1 pseudogene is annotated in these 1,549 nt (G+C 46.3%); it reads left to right on the plus strand.

From position 1 onward, the window contains the following. The first annotated feature begins 276 nt into the window (after positions 1–276). Positions 277–1,531: pseudogene (locus MiSe_RS48980) on the plus strand (RNA-guided endonuclease InsQ/TnpB family protein). The last annotated feature ends 18 nt before the right edge of the window (positions 1,532–1,549 follow it).

Genomic DNA, 1,549 nt, shown 5'->3' on the forward strand with positions numbered 1-1,549 from the left:
TGAACTAAACGCGGCAGTCCCCACCTTCTTATAAGGTGGGGAAGGATAGCGGTCAAAAAAGAGGGTTCGATGCCCTCTTTTTTGACAATTTCTGATCGAGGGAACGAATAAACTCTCTAAATACTTCGGTTTGGTTTCTACCAGTCTCGTTGCAATACTCTTGGAGTATCCTTTTTTCTTCAGAGGTTATCCGAAAATTTACAACATTTTCTCTCTTATTCATTGACGCTGTAGTGATGAATGCACTACAATAATAGCAGAAAAAAGGTGAGTTTTGTGGCAGTTAGACGAGTGACCTTTAGGCTCTATCCCAAGCCAGCAGCGGTTAAAAGACTGCTGTGGGCAAGAAAGATGCATCAATTGTTGTACAATGCGGCGATTTACAACCGCAAAACTCAATACGAGAAATTTGGTCACTCGGTTTCGTACCTAGAGCAACAAAACTCGCTTCCTGCTTTTAAGCAAGTCTGGCCTGAGTATCAAGAACTCGGTTCGCACGCCTTGCAGGCGACTTTGAAACGGGTTGATTTAGCTTACCAATCGTTTTTTAAAGGGCTAAGAGGCAAGCCCAAGTTCAAGTCAATTCGGCACTATTCTGGATGGACATATCCGGATAAAGCTGGCTGGAAAGTCCACACAACTGGTGACAACGGTTATCTGGATTTGAGAGATCTAGATCTGTCTATCCAGATGCGAGGAAAGGCAAGAACTTGGGGAACTCCCACTACTTGCACAATTGTCTACCGCAATGGCTTATGGTACGCATCGATTACAGTTGAGTGTGTCCCAGTTAGAGAAACAGGCACAGGTGCAGTTGGTCTAGATTTTGGAACCTATCACGCCGTTGCTATGAGCGATGGAACGTTGATAGAGAATCCCAGGTTCCTAACTAAAACTCAGGGGGAAATTAAGCAAGCATCGAGACAAAAACGTCGGAAAAGAGCGCCTAACTTCAAGAAGAGAGTCAAGGCGTCTAAGCGATGGAAAAAGGCAACTAAGCGGGTGTCTAAGCTACAACGCAAGGTGGCTTGTTCTAGACAAGATTGGACTCATAAAGTGGCGGCACAAATAGTTAGCAGTAATAGCATGGTCGCAACTGAGGAACTCAATCTCTCTCAGATGACACGCAAGGCGAAAAAAGGTAGCAAGCGGAAGGCTCATGCATACGGGACTTAATCGTTCGATGTTGGACGTTGGCATCGGGAATCTTACCAAGGCTATCGAGTACAAATTGCAAGAAGCTGGTGGATTTTTGGTTAAGGTTCCGACTAAGACGGTTAAGCCTTCTCAAACTTGTCCAGAATGCGGTCATCAACGCAAAAAAGAGTTATCCTTTCGCGTTCACATCTGCTCGGAATGTGGCGCAACTGATGACAGGGATGTCGCCGCAGCTAAAGTAATGCTGTCATGGGCGCTTGGAACGAACGCCCTCAATCGTGGATCTCAAATCTCTACCTCTGCTCCCCAGGCGACTGGAGGATGGCGGCAAGTTTGGGAGACGAAGCGACAGAAACCCACCCCTCAACGTTAGTAGGGGTGGGTAGTTCAT

The organism is Microseira wollei NIES-4236, assembly GCF_020521235.1.
Taxonomy (GTDB): domain Bacteria; phylum Cyanobacteriota; class Cyanobacteriia; order Cyanobacteriales; family Aerosakkonemataceae; genus Microseira; species Microseira wollei.